The 23,817-nt window shown below is 37.0% G+C and carries 24 protein-coding genes; 12 read left to right on the top strand and 12 right to left on the bottom strand.

Annotated features, from left to right (window positions below):
• Positions 1–109 precede the first annotated feature (109 nt).
• The 5 genes from MHB39_RS15160 to MHB39_RS15140 are packed head-to-tail and all read left to right on the top strand — an operon-like array spanning position 110 to position 6,750.
• The gene (locus MHB39_RS15160) at positions 110–1,168 is read left to right on the top strand and encodes a hypothetical protein (RefSeq protein ID WP_342544415.1); all 1,059 of its coding nucleotides are present in this window, start codon (positions 110–112) and stop codon (positions 1,166–1,168) included.
• On the top strand, positions 1,149–2,006 hold the full coding sequence (locus MHB39_RS15155; protein WP_036076208.1) for a diguanylate cyclase: 858 nt from the start codon (positions 1,149–1,151) through the stop codon (positions 2,004–2,006). Before MHB39_RS15160 ends, MHB39_RS15155 begins: the two co-directional genes overlap by 20 nt.
• A complete protein-coding gene (locus MHB39_RS15150; protein WP_342544412.1) occupies positions 1,996–3,444 on the top strand; it encodes a hypothetical protein in 1,449 nt (482 codons plus the stop codon). The genes MHB39_RS15155 and MHB39_RS15150 overlap by 11 nt, the downstream gene beginning before the upstream one ends.
• Positions 3,437–4,708: a glycosyltransferase family 2 protein gene (locus tag MHB39_RS15145; protein ID WP_342544411.1), complete on the top strand. Its 1,272-nt coding sequence runs from the start codon at positions 3,437–3,439 to the stop codon at positions 4,706–4,708. Before MHB39_RS15150 ends, MHB39_RS15145 begins: the two co-directional genes overlap by 8 nt.
• Positions 4,708–6,750: a cellulose biosynthesis cyclic di-GMP-binding regulatory protein BcsB gene (locus MHB39_RS15140; protein ID WP_342544410.1), complete on the top strand. Its 2,043-nt coding sequence runs from the start codon at positions 4,708–4,710 to the stop codon at positions 6,748–6,750. The genes MHB39_RS15145 and MHB39_RS15140 overlap by 1 nt, the downstream gene beginning before the upstream one ends.
• 32 nt (positions 6,751–6,782) lie before the next feature.
• Here MHB39_RS15140 and MHB39_RS15135 read toward each other — a convergent pair whose 3' ends face one another.
• Together MHB39_RS15135 and MHB39_RS15130 are read right to left on the bottom strand one after the other, a co-directional pair.
• Positions 6,783–7,295 carry a PCYCGC motif-containing (lipo)protein gene (locus MHB39_RS15135; protein ID WP_016993502.1) on the bottom strand — a complete coding sequence of 171 codons (513 nt, stop codon included), beginning with the start codon at positions 7,293–7,295 and terminating at the stop codon, positions 6,783–6,785.
• A 79-nt stretch (positions 7,296–7,374) separates the two neighbouring features.
• Positions 7,375–9,672 carry a YhgE/Pip domain-containing protein gene (locus MHB39_RS15130; RefSeq protein WP_342544408.1) on the bottom strand — a complete coding sequence of 766 codons (2,298 nt, stop codon included), beginning with the start codon at positions 9,670–9,672 and terminating at the stop codon, positions 7,375–7,377.
• 192 nt (positions 9,673–9,864) lie between these two features.
• Between MHB39_RS15130 and MHB39_RS15125 the strand changes: the two genes are divergently transcribed.
• The 5 genes from MHB39_RS15125 to cyoE all read left to right on the top strand — a co-directional run bounded on the left by MHB39_RS15125 (position 9,865) and on the right by cyoE (position 13,795).
• Positions 9,865–10,344 (top strand): thioredoxin family protein, encoded by a 480-nt coding sequence (locus MHB39_RS15125; RefSeq protein WP_016993501.1) that lies wholly within the window; start codon positions 9,865–9,867, stop codon positions 10,342–10,344.
• 100 nt (positions 10,345–10,444) lie between these two features.
• Positions 10,445–11,146, top strand: a complete 702-nt coding sequence (locus MHB39_RS15120; RefSeq protein ID WP_342544405.1) for an O-linked GlcNAc transferase — start codon at positions 10,445–10,447, stop codon at positions 11,144–11,146.
• Between the two features lie 137 nt (positions 11,147–11,283).
• Complete coding sequence (locus MHB39_RS15115) at positions 11,284–11,841, top strand: hypothetical protein (protein ID WP_016993499.1); 558 nt, start codon at positions 11,284–11,286, stop codon at positions 11,839–11,841.
• 38 nt (positions 11,842–11,879) lie between these two features.
• Positions 11,880–12,533, top strand: a complete 654-nt coding sequence (locus tag MHB39_RS15110; protein ID WP_016993498.1) for an alpha/beta fold hydrolase — start codon at positions 11,880–11,882, stop codon at positions 12,531–12,533.
• 311 nt (positions 12,534–12,844) lie between these two features.
• The gene (gene cyoE / locus MHB39_RS15105; protein ID WP_016993497.1) at positions 12,845–13,795 is read left to right on the top strand and encodes a heme o synthase; all 951 of its coding nucleotides are present in this window, start codon (positions 12,845–12,847) and stop codon (positions 13,793–13,795) included.
• 53 nt (positions 13,796–13,848) lie between these two features.
• Here the strand turns inward: cyoE and MHB39_RS15100 are convergent, their stop codons facing one another.
• The 6 genes from MHB39_RS15100 to MHB39_RS15075 form a co-directional block, all read right to left on the bottom strand.
• Entirely contained in the window at positions 13,849–14,583 is a 735-nt protein-coding gene (locus tag MHB39_RS15100; protein ID WP_016993496.1) for a metallophosphoesterase, read from the bottom strand.
• 236 nt (positions 14,584–14,819) lie between these two features.
• Positions 14,820–15,287, bottom strand: a complete 468-nt coding sequence (locus MHB39_RS15095; protein WP_342544402.1) for a helix-turn-helix transcriptional regulator — start codon at positions 15,285–15,287, stop codon at positions 14,820–14,822.
• 141 nt (positions 15,288–15,428) lie between these two features.
• On the bottom strand, positions 15,429–15,833 hold the full coding sequence (locus MHB39_RS15090; protein WP_004227282.1) for a hypothetical protein: 405 nt from the start codon (positions 15,831–15,833) through the stop codon (positions 15,429–15,431).
• An 83-nt stretch (positions 15,834–15,916) separates the two neighbouring features.
• Positions 15,917–17,251 (bottom strand): hemolysin family protein, encoded by a 1,335-nt coding sequence (locus MHB39_RS15085; RefSeq protein ID WP_036076200.1) that lies wholly within the window; start codon positions 17,249–17,251, stop codon positions 15,917–15,919.
• 32 nt (positions 17,252–17,283) lie between these two features.
• Positions 17,284–17,667 (bottom strand): MerR family transcriptional regulator, encoded by a 384-nt coding sequence (locus MHB39_RS15080; RefSeq protein WP_081977454.1) that lies wholly within the window; start codon positions 17,665–17,667, stop codon positions 17,284–17,286.
• A gap of 175 nt (positions 17,668–17,842) precedes the next feature.
• Positions 17,843–18,328 (bottom strand): hypothetical protein, encoded by a 486-nt coding sequence (locus MHB39_RS15075; RefSeq protein ID WP_312126970.1) that lies wholly within the window; start codon positions 18,326–18,328, stop codon positions 17,843–17,845.
• Positions 18,329–18,523: 195 nt separating this feature from the next.
• On the opposite strand from MHB39_RS15075, the gene MHB39_RS15070 reads away from it, so the two are divergent.
• Positions 18,524–18,655, top strand: coding sequence for a hypothetical protein (locus tag MHB39_RS15070; RefSeq protein ID WP_016993490.1), 132 nt, complete (start codon positions 18,524–18,526; stop codon positions 18,653–18,655).
• 575 nt (positions 18,656–19,230) lie between these two features.
• On the opposite strand, the gene MHB39_RS15065 is transcribed toward MHB39_RS15070, so the two are convergent.
• The 4 genes from MHB39_RS15065 to MHB39_RS15050 form a co-directional block, all read right to left on the bottom strand.
• The gene (locus tag MHB39_RS15065) at positions 19,231–19,803 is read right to left on the bottom strand and encodes a nucleotidase (RefSeq protein WP_016993488.1); all 573 of its coding nucleotides are present in this window, start codon (positions 19,801–19,803) and stop codon (positions 19,231–19,233) included.
• Between the two features lie 12 nt (positions 19,804–19,815).
• Positions 19,816–20,931: a flavodoxin-dependent (E)-4-hydroxy-3-methylbut-2-enyl-diphosphate synthase gene (gene ispG / locus MHB39_RS15060; protein ID WP_036076197.1), complete on the bottom strand. Its 1,116-nt coding sequence runs from the start codon at positions 20,929–20,931 to the stop codon at positions 19,816–19,818.
• 96 nt (positions 20,932–21,027) lie between these two features.
• Positions 21,028–21,372 (bottom strand): hypothetical protein, encoded by a 345-nt coding sequence (locus MHB39_RS15055; RefSeq protein WP_016993487.1) that lies wholly within the window; start codon positions 21,370–21,372, stop codon positions 21,028–21,030.
• 52 nt (positions 21,373–21,424) lie between these two features.
• Entirely contained in the window at positions 21,425–21,943 is a 519-nt protein-coding gene (locus MHB39_RS15050) for a DUF1189 family protein (protein WP_342544401.1), read from the bottom strand.
• A gap of 191 nt (positions 21,944–22,134) precedes the next feature.
• Here MHB39_RS15050 and MHB39_RS15045 point away from each other — a divergent pair, with 191 nt between their 5' ends.
• Entirely contained in the window at positions 22,135–23,766 is a 1,632-nt protein-coding gene (locus tag MHB39_RS15045; protein ID WP_342544399.1) for a Na/Pi cotransporter family protein, read from the top strand.
• The last annotated feature ends 51 nt before the right edge of the window (positions 23,767–23,817 follow it).

Here is a 23,817-nt window from a genome sequence, read left to right as displayed (position 1 = left end):
TAAAGTGTGACATTACTCATATAAAAACTTAGCCATTCTAAATGTTGTATACTATAATAAAAAACCGGGATTCATTATAGGGAAATAACTATTAATGAGGATGATGACGATGATAAGAAATGTTAGATGGTGGCTGTTAATCGTGAGTGTAGTTTTTCTTTCAATCAGTTGTACAGGTAAAGAAGTAAAAGTAGAAAAAGCTCCTCTTTCATCAACGGAACAATTTGTTATCGAAGATTTACTGAATGATAAGGGACTATTAAGGACAGATTTAACAAACCAAAAGGACATATTTTTATCAGAGTCGGTAGGGTTATGGTTGGCGTATTTATTAGAAAAAGATGATCAGGTTCGTTTTAATGAGCAGATAAATGTTATGAAATCATACTTTTTAGCAAATGATTTTATTGTCTGGCGTATAGAGGGGACTAGAAAGGCTTCTGTTAATGCATTAATTGATGATTTGCGAATCATTCGTGTTTTACTGTCAGCAGGTGAAAAGTGGCAAGATTCAACTTACTTACAATTGGGTAAAAAAATTGGAGAAAACTTAGTTCGGTATGGAATGAATGAAGAACTGTTTGTTGACTTTGTCGATGTTGACAGTCATAACAAAGCCAATACGCTAACGATTAGCTATATCATGCCTTCAGCTTTTCATGAGATGGAAGAAAACGGTCTTTTATCCCAACAGCAAGTCCAACATCAGTTAGCTATTATACAAAATGTGCCACGAGCTAACGCAGGGTTTTTTCCAAAATATTATGATATTACCACTGAAAAATATGTATTTGACAAAGAATTACACATGATTGATCAATTATATACAGCTTATCATCTTGCCTCTATCGATGGGGACACTGCAGTATTTAAAGACTGGCTATTAAACCTTCTGAAAAGAGACAATAAATTATATGGTCGTTATAATCCTCAAACGAATCAACCAACTGTTGACTATGAGTCACCAGCTGTTTACGCCATGGCAGCGCGATATATGCTTGCAATAGACGAACAGCAAATAGCACAGGAGTTTATTGAGAAAATGGAAAACTTAAAGGACCCTACAACAGGTTATGTTGATAAAAAAACAAGGTCAACGCATAGTTTTGATAATTTGCTACCACTATTAGCCGAAAGGGAGGTAAAAAATGCACACAACAATGACTAGAAATAGAGCTATTTTTGTCTATGGAACTATCCTTATTTTACTCTTACAAATACCTACTTATTTTTTATTGCGTTTGGATGCTGAAGGCTTGTTATTATACGCTCTTTTGTTGCTATTAATTGTTCTGACACTTTGGAGAGGGATCGTATTTGGACTTATAAGTAGTTTAGTATTAATTTTTATTACAGGTTCCACACTGCTTTATTCAGGAATATCAGGATCTATGACATTTCTAAATCCGTCCTTCTCCATGCAGCTATTTTTCCTCTATGGCATTATGTTATTAATCCTCATACTTTGTACCGGTAAATTGCATGAATTAATGAAAAAACAGGAAAACTATATAAAAAAACTGCAAGAAGACGTAAGGAAATATGTAGCGATTGATGTTGAAACCGGTTTTGAAAATGAAACACGTATGCAAATAAGTGTCAATGAGGAGATGCGAAGAGCAGATCGACAGAAGCAAACCTTTGTTTTCATGGTGTTAAAAATTGAGAATTATCGAAAATTCCAACAGCTTTATGGAGCAAAAGAAATACAACATTTTTGGCAACAGCTTTCGCAAAAAATTCAACAAACGATCAGACTAACAGATAAAAAATTTCGTTTTCGTGAAGATCATATTGGGTTGCTACTTATTGATACGACAGATAAACATATGGAAGTCATCTATGCCAAATTGGACCAAGCCCTGAAAAATCATCAATTGTTAAAAGGTAAATGGGTGACGATAAGTTATAAAACGAGCTATTTCACCTATCAGCCACTGCAAGAATCATCATTTGATGAACTATTAAAAGATCTGGAAAGAGAGATGAAAACAAGTGCGCTCTAACTATCAATTATGGTTTGCCATGGGACTGCTTTGTTTTTATACTTTCATAAATAAGGAAATCGCATATGCAGGAGAAGCTGACAAGGATGTGGCGTTGATTTATATCACAAGTAATCAGCAGCCAAATGAAGATGTATTCGCATTGCAAGAGATGCTACAAACATCTACGTCCGTGGATGTTGTTTTTATAGAGGATGTCAATGAACGCAATCTCCAACAATATAAACGCATTGTAATTTTGAGCTCCTACCAAACAAAAATCCCTCAAAATGCACTATCTTCAATAAATCAATTTCAAGGACCTGTCTTGCTGATTGGTGAGAATGCACTTCAATTTGAAAATTTTTCAACTTGGCATGAAGGACCTACAGTGGAACTTCGAGCTATAGGTGAAGAAAGTTTAAGTAACCCTGTTCGTTGGAAAAGTATACAACCATCTGCAGACTGGGAAATTGTAAAGAGTGCCACTTCTTTGAATCAATCCTATCCTTTTATCGTCACAAAGGATAATTGGTCATTTATTGGAGATTTCATCAATAAAGATTTATTACTCTATCAATGGCCAGCTATGATAGGTGAACTTTTGCATTTATCCAAGCCTCAAATACATCCTGCCTATATTGTTTTAACGGATATTAATATGAAAACAGAAGTTCAACAATTAGAAGACGTAGTGATGGAATTTTCAGAAAAAAGAATCCCTATAGCTCTTGAAATCACACCGATTTTACAAGATGAATTTGAAAAAGAAACCTATTACTTACACGATAACAAAAAATTATTAAGTTATTTACAAAAATTGCAAAAGGAAGGATATCCATTCGTCCTTTCTTCTTCTACTGCTAGTCAAACTGAAAAGAATCTCGATTATTTAGTGCTTCGTAAAATTTATCCAACGATAATTAGTGGGGACAGTCCTTTATTTAAGGGCAGTATTCAACAAGGAAGTCAACAGCTATATTTATCGCAAATCGACAGTCGCACCATTTACCCGGTGACAGTAGGTACTATTGCCAATACGGACAATAATCCTTTGTATCCTGTTAAACAGAAAATAAAACTGTTATTAAAAGTTCCTAGTTCTATTATCGGTATTCAATATCCTGCCTATTTTAACGCTTCCTATGTTGAGGAGCTTGCCGTTTGTTTAAGTGAACATCCACAAATTGAGCTACTTAATCTCAGACAGACGAAGCAACAAGTAACATCCAAAAATGTTTCGATTAAGCAACATGAAAACGGTGAACAAACAATACAATTAGCATTTACAAAAATCGAACGTTTAAAAATATTATTTGAAGAACGACCAGTTGAATTAATTTTATGGGCGCTTATCTTGATTGTTTCACTGTTTGTTACATTATTTTTTATTAGCACCTTGCGTTTACGTATTACCTTACGTAAGAGATTATTTGAGGAGAGGAAAACAAATGGCTAATACCTTATTTTTTATATCACTTTTCCTCATTTGGATCATGCTGCTTTACCATATGTTTTTAATGGAGGGGGGTTATTTACACTTCCGTACTTTTGAAAAGCCAATTGATGACTGGGCTAAAAAAATGGACAAGGTTCCCTCTGTCAGTGTCTTTATACCGGCGCACAATGAAGCACTTGTGATTGAACAGACGCTCCGAGCTATGTCACGACTATATTATCCGAAAGATCAACTAGAGGTGATTGTCATTAATGATAATTCCTCGGATGAAACTGGTGCTATTGCAGCGCGGTATGCAGAGAAATTCCCATTTATTCGTGTCATTGAAACGGTAGAGCCAAACAAAGGGAAGGGTAAATCCTCTGCCCTAAATTCGGCACTAGCTGATTCCACAGGGGATATTGTTGTTGTTTATGATGCTGATAATACACCTGAACGGATGGCCGTTTGGTATTTAGTAATGGGGCTCATGAATGATCCAAAAGCAGCTGCCACTGTTGGGAAATTTCGCGTTATTAATGCGGCAGAAACATGGTTAACTCGTTTTATTAATATAGAAACAATTTGTTTCCAGTGGATGGCTCAAGGCGGGCGTTGGAAATGGTTTAAGGTGGCAACTATACCTGGCACCAATTTCGCAATCCGACGGACGGTTTTGGAGCAATTAGGCGGTTGGGATGTAAAAGCATTGGCTGAAGATACAGAGCTAACCATCCGTGTTTATAATTTAGGCTACCATATTCGTTTTTTCCCAAAAGCCATTACGTGGGAGCAAGAACCAGAAACGTTAAAAGTATGGTGGAAGCAACGCACTAGATGGGCAAGAGGTAATCAATATGTAGTGCTGAAGTTTTTAAGTCAATTCTTCACCCTCAAAAGAAAAAGTATCATGTTTGATTTATTTTATTTCTTTTTTACGTATTTTTTATTTTTCTTTGGAGTCATTTTATCCAATGCCCTGTTTATTATTAATTTATTTTATGATATTGGATTGACCGTTGGTGACATTGCCCTTGTTTTATGGGTTTTAGCCTTTTTACTATTTTTAGGAGAAGTAATGATAACCTTAAGTATTGAAAAAACAGAAATGAATCGAAAAAATTTCTTCTATGTCATACTTATGTATTTTACCTACTCTCAAATGTGGATTGTGCTAGTCGTTTGGTCATTACTATTAGAAGTAAAGCGCATGTTTACTGGTCAAGAAGTTCAATGGTATAAAACAGAGCGTTTTTCCAAGCAATCAGATAAAGGAGCAGAATAATGAGAACCAAATTCTTCTATTTGTGTTTATTTTGTATTGGTTTTTTATGTTTTGCTAACGATGCAGTTGCAGCTACCATTACCGTAGATGACAACATAATTGCAATAGAAGGCAATCAGCAGCAAAAGAAGCCGTTATTAGCACAGCCAATCGAATTACAGGGACCTTCCTCGTCAAGGGATTTTTATTACAATCTAAATGAGGATGTATCGTCCAATAACCAGCAAGTGACATTTCAAATCCAGCATTCTGAGCTACTTATAGCTCCATCCTCCTTCACAGTGAAAGTGGATGATGTAGCGATTAAAACAGTTCCATTGAAAGCAGATTTATTAAAACAGACTGTTACCGTTAACCTTCCAAAAGAAGCACTACTAAAGGGCTCTCATAAAATCACAGCTAGTTTTTATGGAATTCTTAAGGAAGGGATTTGTGTGCCTCCTGGCAATGCAGGAAATTGGCTACGTATCGAAATACTATCGTCTATTTCAGCATTTAGCGAGGAGAGTCAAGCTTGGTCATTAAATAGCTATCCTGCTGCGTTTTTGAGCTATGAGGGATATGCTACGACGATTATTGTACCAAAGCAAGCCTCTGAGGCTACTTTAAACAGTGGGTATCAGCTCGCAGCCTTTTTATCCGAACATGGCGACTCAGATGTACAGATTGAGCGTGAAGATGCTATTAATAAGCTAACAGGTCCTATCATCATTGTAGGGGCAAAGAATGAGTTTAGTACAAGCCTCTTAAAAAGGATGTTAGCAAATATAAACGTTGAGCAAGATGCCATGACACTTACGATGCAGGAGTTGCTGAATACAAACTCGAATCGAAAAGTGCCTCTTTTAGCTGTAACCTCTTCAAATGGCCAAGCTATTGAGGATCGACTTTCTTTTTTAACCGAAGCAAGCTTATTCGAGCAATTAATTGGTGATACATTAGCAATTAAGGATGTTCCTAAAATAGAAGATCGATCTGATACGACGATTTCATTTAAGCAATTTGGCTTTGAGGATCGACTTTTATCCAGCCAAGCGACAATGACACCTCATTATTATGTGTCATTGCCAAAGTTAGAGGCAAACAAGGAAGCTATTATGCGCTTGGTCGTTAAAAAATCAGCAACAATACCTGACAGTAAAGAGGATGAGGACCGAAAATTAGAATTGATCGTATATATCAATAATGTTCCTCATGCAGTAGATTTACGAAAATTAGAACAAACGACAACAGATATGTATGAGGCCATTATACCGATCCAAACAAATGTGCTCAACAAACTGTCAATGACCGATATTCAGTTTGAAGTAACAGGCTTCCAACTGGAGGATCCTTGCGAAACAACCAATGAACGCTATTGGATCTACATTGATAGTGATAGTACATTATCGATTACAAAAGATAATGCTGAACCAACGTTTACCTTACGTGATTTTCCTAATGCTTTTCATGAAAATACATTAATCGTTATACCTGATAATGGAGGAATTAACGATACAACAATGGTATCGCTTTATAAATCGTTAATGACGAATGGTAAAATGGCGAAAACTTTGCTGATGAAGGATAAGAATGTGACAGAGGAAGCTTTACAAGAGCATGCAGTCATTTTTATGGGCGAAAGGGAGCAACTAACATGGCTTTCCAAGCAAGCTGCACAAATCCCTCATACATCTGAGCAGCTTATCTCACAAGGGTTTTTACCTGAGGCAATTGGCCAATATGTGTTTATAACCAAAAATTTCTGGCAGCTTAAAGAGCCTTTATTATGGATTCATTCATTAGAAAATACTTCTGTAAAAGGTGACTTTTATACTTACTTGAAGGAGACGAATTCACAGGCAGACGCTGCGATTGAAACAAAAGAAGGGCAATTTGTTGTAGCCGTAAATCAAAATGCTGATAAGGAAGATGGGAAAGTAGCGAAAAAAGGCGACATATCCTATGTTTTAATTGCAGAATTTGTTGGGCTCATCCTTGTCATCGCAGTCATATTGTTTATCATCCTTCGTAAACGAAAGAAAAATCAACTGAAACAATAAAAGCAAAGTCGCGAATGTGCGACTTTGCTTTTTTATGCAGGCATGTCCGTTGGTGTTGGTTTTGCATAGCCCTCTTTATACGTGTCATCAATGAACTGACGAATTTCTTTTAAGCTCTTGCCTTCTTTGTGCAGTTGTGCTGATTGGACAGCAATCTCTAAGCACACTAAACAGCGTGTCCCATGATCATCCCAAACAATCGAACCATCCTCACGTTTTTCCTGAATAAAGCAATTTAAATTACTTTTATGGCCAGCAGATTCACCACAGCCGCAGTAGCACGGCATCCATTCAAGAATCTCTGTCGATTGTCCAGCTATTTGATAGACCAAGCGAATATTTTCTTGTTTGCCCTCTAAAAAGGTCGGTAGGACATCAGCAGAAGCAGTTTCCTCTTGGATATCACCAGATGCCTCCGCATGGTCATGGCCTTCATGTGAAGCATCATTTGCTTTAGGAGTGGTTTCAGCACTGTTCTTATTTTCTCCACAAGCACTTAATAACAGTAACGCCAATACAACAAAAATAGTAATCGATTTCTTCAAAAATAGCGCCTCCTACATGTTTACAATGCTTCCATTATAACATCGTTTTCTTAAACATTTACAGGCACAACGTTGAAAATCAGTGAAATATATCTAATCCACGTGTTTTGTTCATGAAATGTTCCATTTTCTCGCTCAATAATTTTTTTAAGAAGAATCCGAACAGGATAAAAATGAACCAGAAACCTAATAGGAAGATGAGGTCCATCCAGACAGTTGACCAGATAATTCCACCGACTGCTTCACGCATCATTTCAATCGCATACGTAAAAGGTAAAAATGGATTGATTAGTTGGAAGAACCTTGGTAATAACTCGACAGGATAGGTTCCACCAGAACCTGCAATTTGTAACACAAGCATCACAATCGCTAATGCTTTTCCTACATTACCGAAGACGGCTACGAGTGTATAGACAACTGTTACAAATACGAGACTAATGAAAAGTCCAAATAAGATAAAGTAGGCAGGTGCTTGAATGGAGCCGTCTACTAAGAAAATATCTCCAATGGTAATAATAAGGGTTTGAATAAATGAAAAAGTTGCAAAGGTTAAGAGTCGACCAAAGTAAATTTCTCGAATACTATATGGCGTATCTCCATGAAGATTCACAGACAATAATGAAATTAATAATAGACAGCCTACCCAAATAGATAGTACTGTGTAAAACGGTGTCATGGCTGTTCCGTAGTTCGCAATAGGGAATACGCGATGTTCCTTCAATTTAATAGGCTCCTCAAAGAAATCACGTTCGGCATTGACATCATTTTTTAGTAATTGCACAATCTCTGCTATATCTGCTTCTTCTTCTAACGTTCGTAGCTTATTCGCTAATTCTTTGATTTTAGCACTTAAAGTTGGAAATTCAGTTTGTATCTTTTGAATAGCATGATTCGCTGTTCCTAGCGTGTTTTTGGCCTGTGTCAATTTATCTGTTGCCTGAGGTATGAATTGTTTTACCTTTGTCAGCATGGCAGAAGCGTTAGTTAAAGTTTGTTTCGCGCTCGATAGGGTGGAACGAATTTGTGGCTCTAGACTTTCGTTATAGTAGGATAAGAATTTTTGTAAGTTAGCTGTAGCATTTTGTGCGATTTGTTGTATAGCTGTAATATCCTGCTTAATGACATCTTTATCAATGGGCTTTAATTGATCCATTTTATTTAGTAAATCGTCATGTAGAGTCTGTAATTGTTGTAATGAGTTAAGCGCATTTGACGTTGAATCAATGAAGTTTGGAGGATGCTCCAAGGCTTCGCGAATGGCTGTAAGCTGTTCAATGATTGGCTGATTCGCTTCCGCATTACTTTCCTGCAAAGAACCGATAATGGTTGTTAAAGAGTCTTCTAATTGCTTACGAGTCGAAGCATCTGCCTGAATTAATTTTTGCAGTGCCTCCAGCGTCTGAATACTATTGGTTATGCTGTCTTTGGAAGTAGACAATTGATTTTTAAGTGCCTCTTTCGTTTGTGTAATAGAGGCAGGGTCAAAATTTATGTTATTGAGCTTATTGATGATATCTGTAAAATGTTGGGCAATATTTTGAACAGTTGTGACATCCTTTTTGATGACAGGAGATAGTTCATTAAATAAAGCATCTGCTTCATTCACTAAATGTAAACCCCTTTGAATGGTAGTTAAACCATCTGTTGTTAGTTGTTCCACCTGTGGAACTTGTGTCAGTGCCTGATTAAGTAATTGATTTGCCTCTTTTCCTTGAGTAGAGGCTTGCGTTAAAAATGAATTAATATCAGGTAAATGCTGTTCGATAGTAAAAACATAATTTTCGAATTTGCGGAAATCAGGAATGTCACGTTCCATTTCAATGCCAATTGTATTAAAAATCGAAAAAAGTGTCCCATTGACGGTCGATACAAATTCATTGGAAACTTGCTGTGTAAGTACGCTCGCTCCTTTACTTGTAATTTTAGGGGCAATAGGATTCTTTTTTTCGTTTACATAATAATCAATATGCGCCTTCGTTGGTTGATCGGTAAGAATGGATGTTAGTTTTTGCGAAAAATCATTTGGAATGACAATGACTGCAAAGTAATCACCATTTTTCAAATGCTCCTTAGCTTCCTTTTCCGTCTGTAGCACCCAAGTAAAGCTTTTATTCGTACGTAAAGTCTCAATAACCTCATTCCCGACATTAATTGCTTCATCTCTTACGGTGGTTCCCGTATCTTCATTAACAATTGCGATTTTCATATTAGAGGTGTGGGCGTAAGGGTCCATAGAGGCATAAATATTTAGCCAGGCATAAAGAGAAGGAAGAAAAATTAGTCCACCTATAATAACAGCTACGACCCAGTTTGTAACAATATTACGGATATCTTTTGTATAAATTTGAAAAACATGCTGGAACGAGTTTTTCATCATAATCACCCCACATTCAAATTTGCATGAACTCTCATTATGTATGTTCCCAAATATACTTAAAATTATGTTATAAATGTGAAATATCTTCATTTAAAGGCGAATTAGTTTACTAGGTTTTCAAAAGAATTTATAATCAATCGCGAATGCACTAAAACTAGGGCTTTTAGTGTAAAAAAGGAGGTCACTGCTTTAGTGAAAAAACTATTAATTATTGGTTCAGTGATTGTTGTTTTATTTGCAGCAATTATTGTGCTTACCAACATCTCAAACAAAAGTAAATTAGAAAGCGCAAACAATCCTTATGGCGATAAAAAGCTAAAACAAGAAACAATTGATCAATTGGATGATGAAAACTATCAAAACATTATGTTACCAGACGAACTAGAAGCTAAAATTAAAGCGGGCGAACCGGTTAATGCTTACTTCTTCAGTCCAATCTGTGTACACTGTCAAGCATTTACACCAGTATTAATGCCAATGGCCGATGAGCTTGGTGTTGATATTGCTCAATTGAATGTCTATGAATACGATGATCTATGGGAAAAATATAATATTAAGGCAACACCAACATTCATTCGTTTCGAAGATGGTAAAGAAGTAAATCGCTTTGTAGGAGCTCTTAAAGAAGAAGATTTACGAACGTTCTTAAATACGGTTGTGTTAAATAAATAGAAAAGGAAGAGACTGTATCAAAATTATTTAGATACGGTCTCTTTTGTTTTTGTGGTGTATACTAAAAATACTGAATAGTTGTACACTGGAGGAAATATAAATGTCAATGGATGATTATTTTTATAATGGTGAACTGATGAAATGCTATGAATTAGCGAAGCAGGTGACAAACGAAGAGGACAAAGTATTGGCACAAAAATATATTCGATTATTAGAAGAATATGAATATGATCGTTATCCAAAGCCAACTGCTCATATCGAAGTACAGCATGTGGAACGAGCTGATGAAAGCTATCCAGAATCAGATCTAGTGGTAGATATACGAGCAATAAAAGATGAAGAGGCATTTGCGAAGCGTATTCAGCAATTGGAGGAAGTCGCAAAAACTGGAGCATCAGCTGACAAAGCGCAATCCTTTTTTACACAAGGAGAGCTGTTCTTATTCGCACATCATTACAATGAAAGTGTTCACTGCTTTCAGCAAGCAGTAAAGGAAAACCCAAATAAGGCTGTCTACTGGGGGATAACAGGGCAGACGATGCACCGCTTTGGCTGGATGCCATTTGATGCCCTCGGTTATTTGGAGCAAGCGATTCAGCTAGATCCAACAAATCCTCGTTGGAAATGGAATAGAGCCCTCGTACTTATTCAATTGGCAAAAGATTTGCAAATGGCTCCATTTATAGCGAATGCTGCACTGACATTGGAGGATGCGCTAGCTTCTTGTGGTGAAGAGCAAAAATCGTTGAAAGCTGCTATTCAAAATACAATCGACAATATGGATAGCTATGTTTTCTCATAAGATAATTGGATGTCTCCAAAGTATATGGAGTCATCCTTTTTACTTAAAAATCTAGTGAGCGAGGTTCGTTGCCATATTTCACAATCATGGTATGATAAGAAAGAAATTGATTTGTTGATATAAAGGACGGATTTTTTATGGCACAAGAAGTGGCAAATAAGTTTATAGAAAACGTATGTAACCATTTAGTTCGCAATATGAATATTACAAAAGTGGAAGAGCATTTTAAGGAAACGATTGCCATGCAGCGACAATCAGCTTCAACATCTGTAGACTTTTGGGACATGTTGATGATTAATATGCTCTATTTTACTGAGAATGAACAGGCTTGGGAGCAAGAATTTCTAAAAATGCTTCGAGCTAAAGAATGGCTAAAGCCATCAGCTCTTGAAGAGGAATTATTAATGCATCAGATGCGAATTCGTCAACAAGTAGCAGAGCAATTGGATGCTGCAAAGGATTTATTCCATCAGCAATATGAGTCGGAAGAGATGACAGAGGAAGCGATTATTTACGATTATGCCTATAGCTCTGCTGGGCATTCCATGCGCATGGATTTATTAACCGTGCTTGTTTCCACGCCAGAGCAATCAAAAATACTCTTTGACGCAGACCCTCAAGAAACGATACGAATTGTTAATGGCTATATTGCCTACCATACAGATGGATTAATTAATAGAACAAAATTATGCTGATTTTGTTACGAAGCTTTACGCGAAAGGAATTTGATTGAATGAATACACCATTTACTTTTAACCATACACAACCAACAAATATGGACCCTACGAAGAAATACCCCGCTATTTTTTTGCTTCATGGCATGGGCAGTAATGAGGATGATTTACCACAATTAGTGCAGGATTTTCAAGAGCAATGTCATATATTTAGTTTACGAGGGCCAATTACGCAACATCCTGGCTATGCTTTTTTTACTATTCAAGACGTAGGGCAACCAGATCGTGCTATCTTCGATAAAGTGTTGGTAGCATTGCAACGATTTATATTAGAGGCCATCGATGAATATCAAATTGATCCTCATAAAGTATTTGTTTTAGGCTTTAGCCAAGGCGCGGTTTTAGCACAATCACTTGCCTTTGTCATGGGGAATTTAGTGACAGGGATTGTTGCATTAAGTGGGTATATGCCAAAGTTTGTGACAGAGGAATATGCTATTCGCTCTGTAGAACATTTACATGCTTTTATATCGCACGGCGATTATGATTATGTAATACCTTCTCAATGGGGTATGGAAAGTAAAGAGATCTTTGAACAATTTGGTGCTAAGGTGACCTTTAAGCAATACCCAGATGGACATGGTGTAACACCTGACAATCTTCGTGATCTAGTGGCATTTTTAGCGCAGCAACTACAGGAAGAAATTCAATAAAAGGAAATCCGAGGCAAAAATTTGTCTCGGTTTTTTTGGGTACTGTAATATGACATATTATCAAATTATTTTTCTCCAATAGTGATTGGAAGAATCGAGGCAAGAAGGTTCAATTTCACGTCAGTCGGTGGTATCATAGAAGATGTTGTGAATGAGCGTGCTTTGTTAGATAAAACATGTACTTTATGTGAAAAGAGAGACAGAACAGATCTAAAAGGGGTAAAATAATAATTTGATGTGCTAGATGCAAATTTTGTCGCTTTCTATCGATGGAAGCGTGTAGAAATTATGGAGAAAAGGAATTAAGCTGAATGGAACAAAATCTGAAAACGGAGCATAAACCACTAGCCTCCGAAAAAACAAGAGGGAAGTCATCACGTTCTTCTATTTTAGCGCAAACCGTCAAAACAGGGATTATCAAATCCAATTTAATACCTATGTGGGCTGGTTTAACGCTAGGCATGTACAAAAATAAAATGACGTTTGTAGACAATATACCTGAAATCATTTTTTCAACAATCGGTTCCGCCCTTGTCATTGGAGCTGCAGGGGCCTTTAATAATGTCTATGATCGTGATATTGATGCGATTATGCCTCGTACACAAAGCCGACCAACTGTAACAGGTGAAATGTCAGCGAAATCGACTTTATCACTAGCTGTCGTAATGTTAATTATTGGAGTAGCTGTGTTGGCACTTGCGTCACCTTTAGCAGCGGCATTTGGTTTATTAGGGGTATTCCTATATGTAGTCCCATATACAATGTGGACAAAGCGTCGTACGATTTATAATACAGAAATCGGTAGTATAAGTGGTGCGGTACCACCATTAATCGGTTGGTCTGCTGTATCTACAGATATTACACACCCAGCGATACTTGGATTATTTTTTGTGATGGTCATTTGGCAAATGCCACATTTCTATGCGATTGCTATTCGCAAACGTGTAGACTATGAAGCAGCCAGTGTGCCTATGTTACCAGTTATCAAAGGGATGCGTCGAACGTATTATCAAACCAACTTCTATTTAATACTATTGATTCTATCAAGCTTCTTATTTGGCTCGTTAAGTGTAGGGATCATGCTTGTGGCATTAATCTTAAGCGTTGCTTGGCTAGTGATGAGTATTTATGGCTATCATAGTAATACAGATCAAGTAAAATGGGCTACCAAAATGTTTGTTTTTTCACTATTCCATATGACGATACTATTCTCAACAGTCATTGTGTACTCTCTCGTAGGAGTTATCTTTAAGCTTTATTAATTTTCCTCTTTATTTATTCAAAAATTATAATGACGAAAATAAAACCAACAAGTTTACTCGTTACTTGTTGGTTTTTTATTTTCGACTGAAACGATTTGACGACTTGGCCACTCGAATGCATGTAACTGTCCGCCAAACACTGCTCCACCGTCAATGCCAATAATATTATTTTCTCCGAAATAAACACGATAATCAGTTGGATTATGATGTAGGTTAAAGGTAGGGGTATGGCCGAAGATTATTGTTTTTTCCCCTTGATAGCCTGCGTGAAATTCATCGCGAATCCAAAGTAAGCGCATGGGGTCAGTTTCGGCTATTGTAACACCTGGTACAACGCCACCATGAACGAAAATAGCATCTTCTAATTCAATATATATTTCAAACGTCTCAAGTAACTGTAAATGTTCTTCGAGCTTAGGGAGCGTTTTAATAAAGCTAGGCAGAGTATTACTTTCGATAGCTTCCTCAAAGTCTTCCAATTGATAGCCATAGCTTGCTAATGTTGCCTCACCACCACAAAGCCCTACCCAATGGTTCCATGGTTTTGCAAGACCTGAACGGCATGCATTGAGCATGATCGCCTCATGATTACCTAGCAAAACGCGAGCACCCTTTGCCTGTAGTTCACTCACTAAATTTAACACACCACTAGAAGAGGGCCCTCTATCAATATAATCACCAAGAAGAAAAAGCTGGTCGTTCATTGGGTCATAGTTTACTTTTAATAATAATTCTTCTAGTAGCCCTAATTCTCCATGTATGTCACTAATTGCTAGTATTCGGTTCATTTACGAGCATCCTTTCTAATAGTACAGCTTTACCCTTAAGTATAGAGAATTATTCTACAAATTTCGACTTTTCCAGCTTCTTCTGGCCTTTTTCATAGGACTTTGAAAGAAACAATTCTCATACTACTCTTTTTATCATATGATAGGTGATTTTATATCTTTATTCATTTGTCTAGAGAGGATGACTTATGAGAGGAAGGGAAAGGGAAACACAGCAGAAGCAAATAGCAATGCTCCTACTGTTTGATTGAAAGATTATAGCTGTAGTTTTCCCATGCTTGCTTTGCTATTTGTTCATCAAATGTAGAAATTAGGCGAAAATTATTGCTGTCTAATATACGATAATGCTGACTGATGACGTTTTGCTGTAGCCGAAAACCACCATATTCCTGAATGTTTTTCCACCATATGTATCCACCCATTGTTTTCTCTTTTGGCTGCAATGTTCCATTATTCGCGATTAAATCCACAACCTCTAATGGATCACCACCAAGTTCATGCTGTAATATCGTACTGTCTCGGCACAATGTGCAAACTGTAACAGTGGTTGTCCAGCCAGCTAGTATACGGCCTTTTTCAATTTGGACAAGTGTTTTTTTTGATAATCCTAGTAAATCACTCATTTGATCCTGTGTGAAAGCTTTTTCTGTACGGATTAATTTCAGCTTTTCTGAAACGAGTGTGATTAATTGTTCACGATTCATCCTAACACCCCTTATTTTCAGATTGTTAAGTTCCATTATACATGAAAGTAAAGAAGCGTGTTTTTCTTTCAACTTGGGAAAGGGAAGAGATCGTCGTGTAAAATTGAAACAGACTGCCCATAGTGGACAGTCTGTTCCATGTTAGATTTCATATTTTTTCGTATCAGAGATCACCCTGAAGTGGATGCCTTTAATCTGAGCGCTTACTTTATGGCGAAGTGTATCAATATCCACAAGCTCTTCTTTATTTTTAACACACACAGCAATCTCTTGTAATAGCTTTGTAAAAGATTCTTTAAACAGAGAGCGCATATTATCGAAATCTAAACTACGAAAACTCCCATCAATATCGAAAGCTTCAACTGAATTTAATTGCTTGGAAGCTCCTGCAAAACGATCATCGTAGACTGTGTAATTTTCATCTGTGACCACGATAATAAATAGAACTTCCCCCGTGATTGTTTTTAACTCAATATTTGTTTTGTGTTTTTTTACATCAGTAATAATGTGAATACCATCTGAATGATATAGCTTAAATAATGTCATGTATATGGCCCCCTGCAACTAAAATCATTTTTCTCTATCATTATATAGTGAAATGGCTAATAATGGAATAAGGTTTCTTGCCTTTACGATTGAACCTCTGTTTGGAGAGGTAGACTTTTTCGAAGAGGACGAACCTCGATATAATGAATTTGATGACCTTGCTGCTCATAGATGCTAAAGATATAGGAGCCCAGCTCAATATTTTTTGATGCTTTAATACCGTTATTCACAGTTAAGAACCAACCACCTAATGTTTCCACTTCCTCAGCATCTAGTGTAATGTTTAATAGATTTTCCACATCTTCCACAAGCATTTTTGCATTTAATAAATAATGATGATCTGTAATTTTTCGAATATCCGCAATTTCATCATCATCAAATTCATCTCGTATTTCACCAACAATTTCTTCTAAAATATCTTCAACCGTTACAAGACCAGATGTACCACCATATTCATCCATTAAGATGGCCATATGGATTCGTTCCTTTTGCATGCGTACAAGTAATTCTTGAATTGGAATTGTTTCAATTACTCGAATGACAGGATTAATGAAATCTTCTAGAACTAAAGAGTCGTCTGTAAGTTGTTCAAGTAAACCGTGCGTTAATAGTTCTTTCGCATTGATGAAACCTAGTATATTATCTCGGTCCCCATCATAGATCGGGTAACGCGTATATTTTTCAGCAGCGATGTAATGAATAATGTTTGTAAAAGATTCATTTTGTTCAATTCCAACAATTTCTGTTCGGGGAACCATGATTTCACGAGCAATACGTTCGTCAAATTCAAAGACGTTATTGACATATTTGAGCTCAGATTTATTGATTTCACCACTTTTAAAGCTTTCAGACAGTAATAACCGCAATTCTTCCTCTGTATGAGATAGCTCATGTTCGCTAGCAGGTTTCATACCGAATATGCCAACTAACACGCGTGCAGAACCGTTCAAGAACCAAATAAATGGATACATGATCTTATAGAAAAACATAATCGGTTTTGCGAAAAGAAGTGTAATGGATTCAGCTTTTTGAATGGCAGCTGTTTTTGGGGCTAATTCGCCGACCACTACATGTAAAAACGTAGCGATGGCAAAGGCTGTTCCAATTGTAAAAATCGTCATATATTTATCAGAAATGCCGATCATTTCGAATAGCGGGTGAAGCATAAATTCAAAAGTTTTTTCACCAACCATCCCGATACCAAGAGCGGTTACAGTAATTCCTAATTGACAGGCTGATAAGTATTCGTCTAAGTGTTGAACAACATGTTTAGCAGCAATTGCTTTTTTATTGCCTTCAGCCACCAGCTGATCGAGTCTTGAGGAACGTACTTTTACAATGGCAAATTCTGTTGCCACGAAAAAGCCTGTTAAAGCTAATAAAATGGTAAAAATCGATAGGTTTATTATGGTCTCCAAATAGTCGTTCTGTAAAAACAGAACGTCACCTCCTAATTATGAATGAGTAATAATAAGGATTGCATTAATGCAATACTTTCGGGTGAAACATTTTTCTTAATCGTTTCAATTTTTTTATCATCTTGCTTGTTCATTTGTGCTAGCAGAGATGTAACATCATGCTCTAAATCTTGCATTTTTAAACGAAGCACCTGTACATCGATTTCTTCATAGGGTGTGATGTTTAACTCATGTTGGATTTGTACAAGTGAAAGCCCTTGTTGTTTGCGCTGTTCAATAAATTGAAGCCGTTTAATCATGGCTGGATCATAGTAGCGATAATTTGCTGCAGAACGTTCTGCATCTAGCAAACCAATATTTGTATAGTAATCGATTGTTCGTTTAGTAATGCCTGTTTTTTCTGCAAGCTCGCCAATCTTTAATTTTTCTGTCCCAATGCAAACACCTCCAAACCATCACGTGATACTTTGATTATAACGTGATGGTTTTAGTTTATTCAAATGATAGCCTTTGATATTTCGAAATGATAAGAATTTTTTCAAAAAAAAGAACGTTTCTGCCATTAATTAAATGGTAGAGACGTTCCTAGGTTTACGGAAGTAAATAAGTATCATATAGGTGATGGAGTGCTTCCTCACCATTTTTTTGTAAGAGAATTTCTTCATTATATGTAAGTGTTATGCTCGTTTGCTCGCTATCAATTTTGTCGTCAATTATTTTACAGGTAATAGTCACAAAGCCTGATTCAGCAAGCTTTTCTTTCATGTCTTCACGCCACGCCTGATCAGAAAATAGTGGGGGCTGCCAAGTACCTCTCACATGTAGCTCATTTTTTTCGGGGTCATAATCCCAGCGTATGTCACGTAAAATAGTTTTAAATAGGTCATTAACCGTAAACGACGTATCTTTATAGTTAATGTCTAGAGCACGTATTGCATGGACATCTCGGCTAACTGCACTTGCTGCGGAATTAGCAGCTGAATTGATGCCTGAAGCAGCATCTTTAATTTCGGAAAATCGATCACCACAGCCAGAAAGTAGCGCGCAGATGCATGTGATACAAGCAATCTTTGTCATCCATTTCACAAGTAGTCCCTCCAGTCTAGTAAGTTGTTATTACTATCTTATCGAAAAGAAAAATACGAAGAAAGGGCATGAAGGCGGCAGATTGTGACGGTTTTGCAACGATGCGACCTCCACTTGATTGTTCGGCATTTTGGAAGTATAGAAGTCTGAAAATTTAGTAAAATATTAAGAGAAGGGGAGCGGTTTGTGGTGAAAATTAATGATGAAATGCTTGATCGATTAGGAACATATTTTGTATATCATGCTGTTTATGATAATTATGGCATTACGTTTGAAAACTTTGTGGAGCGTTGGCTACGAGGCATACTTGACATATAGCGAGCTGGACTTTAAAAACTCCTGGAAACAGGAGTTTTTATCTATAAAAAAGACATTTATTAACCTTGTTTAGATACTTTATTCATGATGACTGATGCGATATTACTTTCTATCTAAAGGGGATGAAGTATATGAAGAAAATTCTCGCACTGTCCAAACAAAAAATTTAACGATAGAAACAGCTCCAAAAATGGAACAGGCAAAGACATCTGATAAACCTACGATTCAAATTTAATAAACAAGCACTCGATGCCATCTTACAGCATATCGTTGAGACTGTAGAGCAAAGTGACAAAGTGACAACTACCTCTTATTTAATTCAAAAGGGAAACAGTAGAGGTAGTACGAGCCGTAGAGACATGACAGCTATGAGCGAACAGTCCTCAGCAGGAGCGGAGGAGCTATTGGCAACGATGGAGCAGCGAAACATCGCGGTTCATAACATCAATAGCAAGACCCACAATGAGCAGCTATGACCGACTCTTTCAGGCAGCACTAGCTAAATTTCAATAGTAAATTAAAAGAGCTGTAGGGAAGGTGAAGTTTCCATCCAACCTTGCCTACAGCTCTTCGACTTATTTAAAAAATTGTGTAATAAATTGATTTGCTTCCTGCCAGTTATAGACCCTTACAACATTATTAGGAACGGCAAGCCGATTATAAGGTGTATCAAATAACACAACAGGTATTTTTAACTCCTCTGCCAGCATCACTGCATTATCATGCTTATCCTCAAAAAAAGCTTCTACATGATGTTTTTTTGCAGCAGCTAGTTTATCATGGCTGCCGAGAAGCTCGATATGGTCGTACGGTATAGCTTGCGATTTAAACCAATTGACTGTGATGTCTGCTACATTTTCACCTCGTGCAGAAATATAATACAGCTCAAAATTATTTTTCCAAGCGGTTAGAATATTTTTTGCATCTTTTGCGACCTCAGAGACCTCGTACATGTAAGGTTCATTTTCCTTAAACCAAGTATTAAAGGCACTTCGGTCAATAGGGTGTGGAAAAGCAGATAAGAAATCATATTCACAAACATCATCCAGTGTAATATTTACATTGTATTGTTTATTAATATGTGGAATGAGTGTACTTGGACATGTCACAGTCCCATCAATATCAATACCAAAGCGGGGCTTTTTCATGCTAGCACCTCCTTAGGCATTCGCTTTTTGAGCTTCTTCCGCTGCACGTTTTTCTTCCATTTCTGCTGCTAATTTATCAATTTCTTTCTTCAGTTCTTCTACCATTGTTTCTTCTGGCACTTTACGAACTGTTTTCCCCTTCATAAATAACAATCCTTCACCACGAGCACCAGCAATCCCGATATCAGCCTCACGTGCTTCTCCAGGACCGTTTACTGCACAGCCTAGAACAGCTACTTTTAACGGTACATTTAATTTTGAAATATATTCTTCTACTTCATTGGCGATAGAAATCAAATCAATTTCAATGCGTCCACATGTTGGGCAAGAAATCAGTGTGGCCATATTAGAAGCTAGACCAAAGGATTTTAATAATTCTCGTGCTACTTTAATCTCCTCTACAGGGTCAGCAGAAAGGGAGATACGTAATGTGTTTCCAATACCTTTTGAGAGGATAGCTCCAAGACCTGCTGCTGATTTTACAGTACCAGCAAATAATGTCCCTGATTCTGTAATCCCTAAATGGAGCGGATAATTAAAGGCTTTAGCCGCTTTTTCATAGGCTTCAATGGCAAGATTAACGTCAGATGCCTTCATTGACACGATAATATCGTGGAAGTCCAAGTCTTCCAAAATCTTAATATGGTGTAGAGCAGATTCTACCATCCCATCAGCTGTAGGATAGCCGTATTTTTCTAAAATATGACGCTCTAATGAACCGGCATTTACACCAATACGAATTGGTATACCTTTCGCTTTGGCTGCATTAACAACAGCTTCCACTTTTTCTTTACGACCAATATTACCTGGATTAATACGTACTTTATCAATACCATTTTCAATGGCTTTTAATGCTAATCTATAATCAAAATGAATATCAGCTACTAATGGAATATGAATACGTTTTTTGATTTCGGCAATCGCGTCCGCTGCGCGTTCATCTGGTACAGCAACACGAACAATTTGACAGCCCGCTTCCTCAAGACGAAGAATTTCTGCAACTGTTGCTTCTACATCATGTGTTTTGGTTGTACACATACTTTGAATGAATAATTCATTACTACCACCAATTGTTAAGTTACCGACACGCACAGGGCGTGTATTTGAACGGTGACAAATTTCACTCATTAACTTTCTCTCCTTTTCGGGCCTCTATTTTCAGCCGTCACTGTCATTTATTTTAGCAGTGTAAGAAAATAAGGACAAGGAAGAAACGCTAACTTTTCATTTTCCGCATTTGTTTTCAAGTTCAAATGAGAGAGGAAGCTTGATATTTTCACCTGGAACTAGTGCTTGTAATTGTAAGTGTGGGTTTAAGTTGTAAAAAAGTTGTAAGCGTTCTGGAAAGGTCATGGGAACTTTAGCAGGGTGTAGGGCAAATAAACTATGAATGGTATCTCCTTCAATCGTTTGTACGGTAATATAATTTGGCTCACGTTGTTTTTCACAAAGTCCGTTTTCTGAGCTCTTTGTGGATAAAGCCGCAAGTGGGATGGACCCTTCTGTTAAATCTACTTTGACGACAAAGGCAATTACGATGATGATCGTAGTTAAAATGAATGCTCGCAAAAAATCCCCTCCTTTTCTACACTATATTGAGAAGAGAGGGGATTCATGCACATTATTTTATATTTGGTTGTTTTGGATATTTTGTAAAGGCCACAATTAATAGAGTAATGGTTAAAAATAAAGATAGTACAGTGATAACAGTACTGTTAACGGGCAAATAGTCTGCTAGCATCGAAAGTAACGTAGCCCAAGTGATAGCAAAGGTAGTTGTTCTCCAGATGTGGCGATATTCACCACGACGCTTCATCGCTTTCAAGATAAATAAACCTGCTAAAGCATAAAGGGCAATTTGTGCAAAAATAAGCATTGTTGTCATAACGAAAAGCATTAGGAAAGTGAAAGGGTACAAGAGCCATTTAATGCCCTCTATGTAATCAGTTAAACCAGTTAAACTATCCATATCAAATGTATCAACTGACATACCTGCTGCAAAACGACCTAAAGAGAATACGGACACAATGGTAATCAGTAGAAAAGTATATTGAATAACCTTTCCAATAGGTAACAAACGATAGGCTGCTAGTTTTTTAGGATGTATAAGACTATCAATAAAAAGCTGTGAGTGTTTCATGCTATATCTCCTCCAATCGATATTTTAACATGTTCAAAGAGGACAAGATATGAAAGAAGTATAAATGAGGAGGGTCGTGATGTTAAAATGTTAACATTATGTAAAGAAGTTAAAGGATTTCTTTACTTTTTGTTTGGAATCATTTAATGATTAGAACAGTAGTAGAGATGTAGGAATTGGAGCGAAAACAATTGACAATAGATTGGCAAAGCATTCTCTTTCAGTTTTTAGGTGGGTTAGGGGTCTTTTTATTTTCCATTAAATTCATGGGGGATGGGCTTCAAAAGTCAGCGGATGATCGGCTACGCGAATGGTTAAATCGCTTTACCACAAACCCAATTATGGGTGTCCTGGTAGGTATATTTGTAACGATTTGCATACAATCAAGTTCTGCCACAACAGTCATCACTGTAGGGTTAGTGAGTGCTGGCTTTTTAACATTGCGTCAAGCAATCGGCGTCATTATGGGGGCAAATATCGGTACAACTATTACAGCATTTATTATTGGTATTAATATTGGACTCTATTTTTACCCTTTATTGGCAATTGGTGCGGCCTGTTTATTTTTCTTAAAGAAAGCAACGTATCAACATATTGGTCAAATTCTATTTGGCTTTGGTGGCTTATTTTTAGGGCTAGAGTTGATGAGTGCTAGTATGCAGGCATTACACCAGCTTGCAGATTTTGCATCGTTAACGCTTCATTTAAGTAATCAGCCGATATTAGGCATATTTTTAGGAACCATTTTCACCTTACTTGTACAAAGCTCTACTGCAACAGTGGGGGTGCTGCAAGGTTTATATGCAGAACAGTTAATTGGTTTAAATAGTGCCTTACCGATTTTGTTTGGTGAAAATATTGGCACGACCATTACAGCTGTTTTAGCTTCTCTTGGAGCTTCTATTTACGCTAAGCGAGCAGCAGCGGCTCATGTACTATTTAATGTGATTGGGACGATTATTTTCATGTTATTGTTTACACCGTTTATGCAATATGTACAGTTGATCAGTGGCGTATTTCATTTGGAGCCTCGCATGCAAATAGCCATTGCTCATGGCTCATTCAATGTATTTAATATGATGATTCAACTGCCCTTTATTGCTGGACTCGCAGCATTGGTTACAAAGCTACTTCCAGGACATGATGGCAATATCAATGTAACAACAAAGCATTTAGATCCATCATTCATTGATTCCTCTCCTGCCATTGCGCTGGGGCAAGCTAAAGAAGAAGTATTACGAATGGGTGAACATGCATTGCGAGGGTTGGAAGAAACGTTTTTATATATGAAATCTGGAGAGGCAGAGCATATTCCAACGGTGCTACAGCTAGAAGTCGGGCTTAATCATCTAGACAATGAAATTACTGATTACTTAGTAATGGTGTCTAAGCAGCCTCTTTCTCGTGCAGACTCAGTAAGACATCATACTTTATTAACAAATGTAAGAGACTTTGAACGAATTGGAGATCATTTTGAAAATATATTAGAGCTTTTACAGTATAAGGATCACCACGAGGTAAGCTTAAGTAAATCAGCGCGACAGGACTTGATAGGGATGTTTAGTTTAGCCATTGAGGCAGTACGTAAAAGTATAGAAGCATTAGATACGGCAAGTTTAAGCTTAGCTCAAGAAGTAACAGAGCTAGAAAGCTTGATTGATGATATGGAAGATAAACTACGTCAAAAGCATATTGCACGATTAAATACGAATGAGTGTAGTGGGGCTGCTGGGATTGTTTATATGGATATTGTGAGCAACCTAGAACGGATAGGAGACCATGCAGTAAATATTGCAGATTCTATTTTAGGTATTCGTCATTAATGAAACTTTTCACTTTGTTATTCCGTATGAAAGGCAATGCACGTTAAAAGG

The organism is Lysinibacillus sp. FSL K6-4013 (genome assembly GCF_038630435.1).
GTDB lineage: Bacteria > Bacillota > Bacilli > Bacillales_A > Planococcaceae > Lysinibacillus > Lysinibacillus boronitolerans.
Note: the sequence above shows the minus strand (reverse complement) of the source record. Positions and strands in the feature narration are given on the sequence as shown.